Genomic DNA, 7,044 nt, shown 5'->3' with positions numbered 1-7,044 from the left:
GGTTTAGAGACTTGCGTTGGGTGTAGATGGAACTAATCTTGTTCAGCAAGCCCTAATTTAACGACGATAACTCTTTTTTTGCGATTCTTTGCCATATGTTGTCAACCCCCTTTATGAGATATGATTTATACTACGCTACTCCGTTTGATTTGGTATAGACAAAAGATATGCGGCAATCAAACATTATTAGTATAAAATCAAATCGCTTAACAAGGTATTTGGGAATAGTTGTAGAAGTATATTCTATAATGAAAGAAAAACAAGCTGCTCGCAGTGAAGAAAAGGGCAGGTTATTATCAGGAGGCGGGTAATTTGGACTCTCGTAAAGAATCGCCTGAAGAAACAAGAGAACGTTTAAGACGAGAAGAATTAAAAAAAAATCCTGCTGGTGCGTTTAGTGATGGAGTAAATCGTGCTGAATTTGGAAATTTAGCTGATCTCGTTGGCGGTTTGGGATGGAAAGGCACCGGAATTTTAATTTTAATATTGCTTATAGGGTATGTAATTTATAAATTACTGTTTTAAAATGAGAGGGACGATGATACATTTTTCACCACTTGAACGAATAAGCGTATTCGAGTTTTTTTTCGAATACGCTTATTCGTTTGCAGTACAACATTCTAGGAATCTACCGTCTTACCGTCGCTTCGGTTCGGTATGCGGACTTACGGTATAAACAAAGCCGGTATTTCATCAATCGTTTCGCAGATGGCGTCCGGGGCTTCAGCTCCAGCGGGAATGGGCTGAAAGCGCGCGTCTCCCTGCCGGACCCAGATCGCGCTCATGCCCAGACGCTTGGCGGGGATGATATCGTTATCGATCCGGTCGCCGATCATGACCGCCTGCTTCGGCCGGCACTGCGCTTGTTCCAGAGCCATGAGGAAAAAGCGGGGATCGGGCTTTTCCATGCCCGCCTCGGCCGATGCACAGCAAACGGAGATATAAGGAGAGAAGCCGTAGGTTTCCAGTCTTGCAGGCGTGCCGGGCCCCTGATTGGCAATGATGCCGATACGGTACTGTCGAGACAAGGACTGCAGGAGGGTCAAGGCCGACGGAAATGGGCGCTCCATATTTTTCCGGTACGTCATGCCCCGCTTGATTTGCGCCCGATGCTCTTCCGAGGGAACCCATGCCTCCATCACACTGCGCATCGGAAATGGGGCGAACTTCCGGTAAGCCTCCTGCAGAGCGGCTTGTACTTGATCGGGGCGAAATGTATAGCCCAAAAGAGCGGCTTGCTCGGTAAATTGACGGATACTTTCGGATATGGGTGCTGATTCGTCGATCAGCGTTTCCCCAAGATCGAAGAAGATCCATCGGATTTGATCTTTGTTCATAGTTAGGCCTCCTGTATTGTAACGGAGTATTGCATAAACTAGTTCGAGATGTCAAGCTTGAGGCCGGCTTAACTTGATTCCAAGGCGGCATTTCGATCAGTAATGCATTTTTCAGGGGACATCCATACTATATCGGATACGATTCAGCTTACCATAGATCATAACGTCGCAGCAGTAAACGGCCAACCGGTACCCTTGGAACAGCCTGCCGTAATGATCAATCAAACCACGATGGTTCCTTTGCGTTTTATTGCAGAAAGCTTACATCAGAATGTTGCCTACGATGACAAGACACAAGCTATCTCGATCACTGACAAAGCTCCGTCAAACCGCGGCGTTCAACCCGCCAAGCCTCAACCGGACAAAGGGAAAGAGCTTGTGAAGCTGGACAAGATTACAGTCGATAATCTTATGAATGGACTGGATGGAGGTAAAGCATCGCTGTATGACAAAAAGACAGTATATGTAGTCAATATGGTTTCAGACAAGGATAAAAATGATTCCGAAATGGTAGGCGTCGTCGTCATTTTTTCCGCATTGTTCGGCGCTTTTTCCATTTTATTTTTTTATCATAAAGATCCGGTTCGATAAAAAAGAATAAAGTCAATGGTATGAAACTGCTCCAATATTACAAGACGGTATTAAAATTTTAGACAATCGATTAGTGGTAGCCGCCATAAATATCCATCCAGCCATATTGCATGCGGACCGCAGGGATATCCATTTCCAGGATTTCATTTGCAGAGCTTTGATTGGCGCGTTGGTTCAAATAGGCGTACAAGCTGTATTCCAGACTGCGTTTATCCTGGCCGGACGCCGTGGTTGTCACGGAGATTTCAGGGGCCGTCTCCTGCATGTACCGTTGAATCGTTGAGCGGTTTGCATTCAAACCCTCCCGCTGAAGCGCCTTGGCGATCCGCCGGGAACCCCAATACGGGTAAAGGCTTTGCACCTCCGCCACTCTCTTCTTGATCAATTCCTTCCGGGGAACGGGCCGGTAATATAAGCTGGACCTGTTTAATCCGAGCAGCCGGGTTTGCGTACTTAGGGGCAGGGCATCCGGAGACCTGTCGATCAGTTCCGCTCTTTCCTTACGGGACAGGTGGGAGGCCAATGCTTTCTTCAGCCATTCAAGCTGGGCGGTTAATTTCTCTGCATCGGTCTGTTCATTGGTTTCGCAGCCGGCGTTATCCATGGATTTTTTCAATTGATCGCAAATGTCGCGTTTCCACCGGGCAATCTGTTCCGGCCGGACGCCGAGCTCTGAAGCCAGCTCCTTTATGGTTTTGTCTTCCTGCCAAGCATTCCAAAGCAAACGAGTTTTTTCTTCCAAAGAAAAACGCTTGTTCATGTCTTTTTCCACCTGTTTCCCTCCTCGAATCCATTGTCCAAAACTTTGGGCCGGTCGCCAAAAGGTCGGTTTCTGCAAGAAACCGCCCGTTGGCTTGGAACAAATTTTACTAGGAACAGCATCCATTTTCAAGAAGTATTCCTACTTGACACATAGGATTAATTAATTTAGTATAATTTCAAAAATGCCGACTAGACGACTAGAGGATTTCAATTCAAAGCATGGCTTGAATTGAAATCCTCTTTTTTAATGGAGAAATTTTTGCAATGCAGGCCATTGCGCGATGATCCATTGATGATGTCTATAAAAATAAAATATACGAGAAAGAGGGAGAACCATGAAAACGACTGTAGTCAAAGAACCGGATGTCTTCCTGCAAAAAGCAGCTTTACTTGCCAAAGAGTTTGCAAAAGATGCGCCAGAACGCGAACTAGCCGGTGGTACTGCTAAAGAACAGCGGGATGCGTTGCGAAAAAGCGGACTGCTAACCATTTTAATTCCTGCGGAATACGGCGGCGAAGGGCAGCCCTGGTCCCTGGTGCTCCGCATCGTTCGTGAATTGGCAAAAACCGATGCTTCGCTTGCTCACTTATACGGCTATCATTTTTTGCATTTAGTCACACCGCATTTTGCGGGCACGGCAAAACAAAAGGAGTTTTTTTATACGGAATCGGCGAAAAACAATTGGTTTTGGGGAAATTCGTTTAATCCCATCGAGCCTACTTTAATTGGGAAAAAAGAAGGCGACCGTTTTATTCTGAACGGCTACAACACATTTAGTACCGGCTCCCGGGATTCGGACCGTCTGTTAATTTTGTGGGAAAATCCCGAGGATGGAAAAGCGTATGCAGGGATGATTCCAACTGCCCGAAAAGGTGTAACGGTGAATAACGATTGGGATGGGATTGGTCAAAGGCAAACGGACAGCGGTTCCGTTTCCTTTGATAATGTAGTAGTGGAAAAGGAGGAAGTTTTAGATAAATCCGAATCCGAAGGTACTGCTTTCTTTACTTTGGATGCTATCCTTTCACAAATTATTTTGGCCAATGTTTTTGTAGGAAGTGCGGAAGGGGCATTGGAAGAAGCAAGGAATTATACCCTTTCCAAATCGCGCCCCTGGTACCTGACCGATTATAAACAGGCGATAGATGATCCGTTTATTCAACGTCGTTATGGCGATTTTTGGATTGATGTTCAAGCGGCCGTGCAGCTGGTAGAAAAAGCCGGTGAAAAAGTAGACGAAGCTTGGGCGAAAGACCGGTCGCTGACCGCGGAGGAACGGGGGGAAACGGTTCTGTTTACAGGTGCGGCCAATGCTTTTGGCACAAAGGTGGCGCTAAATGTGACAAGCAATATTTTTGAAGTCATGGGGGCGCGCTCCGCGACAAGAAAAAACAACTTCGATCGGTTCTGGCGAAATGTTCGTCTTCATTCTCTTCATAACCCGATTGAATATAAGCGAAAAAATATCGGGAAATGGCTGTTAACCGGGGAATATCCAATCCCGAGCGCTTATTCCTGATAAATATGGTCAAACTGCAGATCCATAGAATGAAAATAGCCGGGAGGAAATGGACATGACAAAAAAAAGAATATATTTGAACGCTTTTGATATGAATTGCGCAGGACACCAATCTCCGGGTCTATGGTCACATCCGAAGGACAAATCATCAACCTATAAAGATGCGGAATATTGGACCCATTTAGCCAAGGTTTTGGAAAGGGGACGATTTGACGCCATCTTTCTTGCCGATGTGTTAGGCACCTATGATGTTTACCGGGGGGCGCGTGACCCGGCGGTACGCCAGGGCGCACAGGTTCCCGTTAATGATCCGGCCTTTGTCGTGCCTATCATGGCCCAAGTGACAAAACATTTAGGTTTTGGACTTACGGCCTCCACAAGCTATGAGCATCCTTACATTTTTGCAAGGCGTATGTCTACGCTGGATCATCTGACCAAAGGGCGTATCGGCTGGAATATCGTTACTTCTTATTTGAACAGTGCTGCGGTTAATATTGGGCTGGATCAACAAATCAACCATGATGAACGCTATGAAATTGCTGATGAATATATGGAGGTTGTTTATAAACTTTGGGAAGGCAGCTGGGAGGACGATGCTGTCGTATTGGATAAAGAACAAAAGCTTTATACCGATCCCGGGAAAGTACACGATATTCGACATGAAGGAAAATATTATAAGGTGCCCGGAGCACACTTATGCGAACCTTCACCACAAAGGACACCGGTCATTTTTCAAGCGGGTGCTTCCAAAAGAGGCCGCCAATTTGCAGCTAAACATGCCGAACTTGTGTTTATTAGCGTTCCAACCGAACAAATCGGCAAAACATTTGTGCAGGCATTGCGTGAAGAGACCAAAAAGGCCGGCCGCAATCCGGAGGAAATCAAGATTCTTTCCTTATTTACCCCCATTGTTGGACGTACACAAGAAGAAGCGGAAGCGAAGTTCCGTGAGTATCAAAGCTATGTCAGTTATGAAGGCAGCCTGGCATTATTCGGAGGGTGGACCGGTGTAGACTTTGCCGGATACGCCCCGGATGACAAAATTCAATATGTAAAAAACGATGCGATTCATTCTGCGATTGAAACATTTACGAAAATCGACCCAAACAAGCAATGGACCATAGGAGAGGTTGCCGACTTCGTAGGGGTCGGGGGAATGGGCCTGGTAGGCGTAGGCACACCGGAAAGAATTGCTGACATCATGGAACAATGGATAGATGAAACGGGAGTTGACGGCTTTAATATCGCTTATGCGGTAACGCCCGGTACATTTGAAGACTTTGTGGATCATGTGATTCCGGTCTTACAATCGCGGGGTCTTGTCCGTAAAGATTATGAGGAAGGTACTTTCCGGAAAAACTTATTCGGCTATGACCAATTGCCGGACCACCACCCGGGACGCCAATATCGAAATCGTTTTTCCTTACAATTCTAGAAGGGAAATAACTCATGAAAAAGAAAATGCACTTGCTCCAGTATATGATGCCGCCTGTCACTCATCACAGCAGCGCAACGTGGAAACATCCGCGGAATATGACGATGACGAATGCTTTTCAATGGAATCGTCCGGAGATTTGGCAGGAGATTGCCCGCATCGCCGAAAGAGGCAAATTCGATGCCGTATTTTTTGCCGATACGGAAGGCATTTATTCCGAGTATGAGAACAGCTACAAAAGTGCCGTGCGCTATGCTTCGCAAGTGCCGTGCTATGAACCGTCGGTCTTGATGTCATTTATGGGTGCGGTCACCCAACATATTGGCCTGACCATGACGTTCTCGGTGGCGGGTTATCCGCCATACATTCTTGCGCGAAAACTGGCCACGCTGGATCACCTGTCACGCGGACGTGTCGGCTGGAATGTCGTCACCGCTTTTCATAAGAATGCATCCGAAAACCTTGGGTTGAATGTCGAACAATACCATTTATCCCACGATCAGCGCTATGATCGGGTGGATGAGTATATGGAGGTATGTTACAAGTTATGGGAAAGCTGGGAGCCGGATGCGATCGTGATGGATGCGGAAAATAATATCTTTGCCGATCCGGAAAAAGTGCATCCGATTCACCACGAAGGGAAATGGTTTAGGTGCAAAGGCCCGCTGAATATTGATCGTTCCCCGCAAGGGCGCCCCGTCATCCTTCAGGCGGGTCAATCGACTCGCGGGATCCAATCTGCCGCCAAGCACGCCGAGCTTATTTTTACCCTTCAGCCCGATCGCGAAGCCATGAAGGTTTATTATCATCGTTTAAAAGAAGAGGCAGTGAAAGTTGGGCGCGACCCGGATGATGTCAGGGTTTGTTTTGGATTGCAAGTGTTTGTTGGAGAGACGGAGGACATCGCCCGTGCCAAAGCCGCACTCCACAATGCTCTCGTTCCGGCCGAAGCGGGGGTGACGATCTTGTCCGGACACTTGGGCTACGATTTATCCAAACACGGTCTTGACGAATTCATTGCCGATTTAAAAGTGCCGGGGATTCAGGGAATGATTGACGCTTATAAACACAGCAGCTCTGCAAATGCGACCATTCGTGAGGCAGGGATGTTACACGGCCGAGGCGTCATGACTCCCCAGTTGGTTGGATCGCCGGAGCAAGTAGCCGATTGGATGGAAGAGACAATGAACGAGGTGGGAGGGGACGGCTTTCTCTTAAGCCCGGCCTATATGCCCGGTTCGTTGGAAGAGTTTGTGGAGCTGGTGGTGCCGATTTTACAAAAACGCGGGTTGGCAAGGACGGAATATGTTGAAAACGGAACATTGAGGGACAATCTGAGGACGCTTAACGCCAAAAGTACGGAGCAGGTACGGTTTGCCAGAGAAATTATATAAAAGGA

At 47.1% G+C, this 7,044-nt stretch carries 7 protein-coding genes; 5 read left to right on the top strand and 2 right to left on the bottom strand.

What is annotated here, in order from left to right; all coding sequences use genetic code 11:
- Positions 1 to 312 precede the first annotated feature (312 nt).
- Positions 313 to 525, top strand: a complete 213-nt coding sequence (locus NR121_RS12580) for a DUF6366 family protein (protein WP_062406613.1) — start codon at positions 313 to 315, stop codon at positions 523 to 525.
- Between the two features lie 140 nt (positions 526 to 665).
- On the opposite strand, the gene NR121_RS12575 is transcribed toward NR121_RS12580, so the two are convergent.
- The gene (locus tag NR121_RS12575) at positions 666 to 1,337 is read right to left on the bottom strand and encodes an HAD family hydrolase (protein WP_054820126.1); all 672 of its coding nucleotides are present in this window, start codon (positions 1,335 to 1,337) and stop codon (positions 666 to 668) included.
- 102 nt (positions 1,338 to 1,439) lie between these two features.
- Here NR121_RS12575 and NR121_RS12570 point away from each other — a divergent pair, with 102 nt between their 5' ends.
- Positions 1,440 to 1,928: a copper amine oxidase N-terminal domain-containing protein gene (locus tag NR121_RS12570; protein WP_054820125.1), complete on the top strand. Its 489-nt coding sequence runs from the start codon at positions 1,440 to 1,442 to the stop codon at positions 1,926 to 1,928.
- A 70-nt stretch (positions 1,929 to 1,998) separates the two neighbouring features.
- On the opposite strand, the gene NR121_RS12565 is transcribed toward NR121_RS12570, so the two are convergent.
- Positions 1,999 to 2,700 carry a transposase gene (locus NR121_RS12565; protein ID WP_171005954.1) on the bottom strand — a complete coding sequence of 234 codons (702 nt, stop codon included), beginning with the start codon at positions 2,698 to 2,700 and terminating at the stop codon, positions 1,999 to 2,001.
- Between the two features lie 325 nt (positions 2,701 to 3,025).
- Here NR121_RS12565 and NR121_RS12560 point away from each other — a divergent pair, with 325 nt between their 5' ends.
- The 3 genes from NR121_RS12560 to NR121_RS12550 are packed head-to-tail and all read left to right on the top strand — an operon-like array spanning position 3,026 to position 7,039.
- Positions 3,026 to 4,210 carry an acyl-CoA dehydrogenase family protein gene (locus tag NR121_RS12560; RefSeq protein WP_256831274.1) on the top strand — a complete coding sequence of 395 codons (1,185 nt, stop codon included), beginning with the start codon at positions 3,026 to 3,028 and terminating at the stop codon, positions 4,208 to 4,210.
- 55 nt (positions 4,211 to 4,265) lie between these two features.
- Positions 4,266 to 5,645 carry an LLM class flavin-dependent oxidoreductase gene (locus NR121_RS12555; protein WP_256831273.1) on the top strand — a complete coding sequence of 460 codons (1,380 nt, stop codon included), beginning with the start codon at positions 4,266 to 4,268 and terminating at the stop codon, positions 5,643 to 5,645.
- A 14-nt stretch (positions 5,646 to 5,659) separates the two neighbouring features.
- Positions 5,660 to 7,039: an LLM class flavin-dependent oxidoreductase gene (locus NR121_RS12550; protein ID WP_256831272.1), complete on the top strand. Its 1,380-nt coding sequence runs from the start codon at positions 5,660 to 5,662 to the stop codon at positions 7,037 to 7,039.
- Positions 7,040 to 7,044: the final 5 nt, after the last annotated feature.

Origin of the sequence: Paenibacillus sp. Pae15 (assembly GCF_024519685.1) — a bacterium.
Lineage (GTDB): Bacteria > Bacillota > Bacilli > Paenibacillales > NBRC-103111 > Paenibacillus_G > Paenibacillus_G naphthalenovorans.
The sequence above is the reverse complement of the archived record's forward strand: the minus strand, read 5'-3'. Positions and strand labels throughout refer to the sequence as shown.

Bases quoted from the DNA above. Each gene is read 5' to 3' on its own strand.
- NR121_RS12575 (WP_054820126.1), bottom strand. From the start codon at position 1,337: ATGAACAAAGATCAAATCCGATGGATCTTCTTCGATCTTGGGGAAACG.
- NR121_RS12560 (WP_256831274.1), top strand. From the start codon at position 3,026: ATGAAAACGACTGTAGTCAAAGAACCGGATGTCTTCCTGCAAAAAGCA.
- NR121_RS12550 (WP_256831272.1), top strand. From the start codon at position 5,660: ATGAAAAAGAAAATGCACTTGCTCCAGTATATGATGCCGCCTGTCACT.
- NR121_RS12555 (WP_256831273.1), top strand. From the start codon at position 4,266: ATGACAAAAAAAAGAATATATTTGAACGCTTTTGATATGAATTGCGCA.
- NR121_RS12570 (WP_054820125.1), top strand. From the start codon at position 1,440: ATGCATTTTTCAGGGGACATCCATACTATATCGGATACGATTCAGCTT.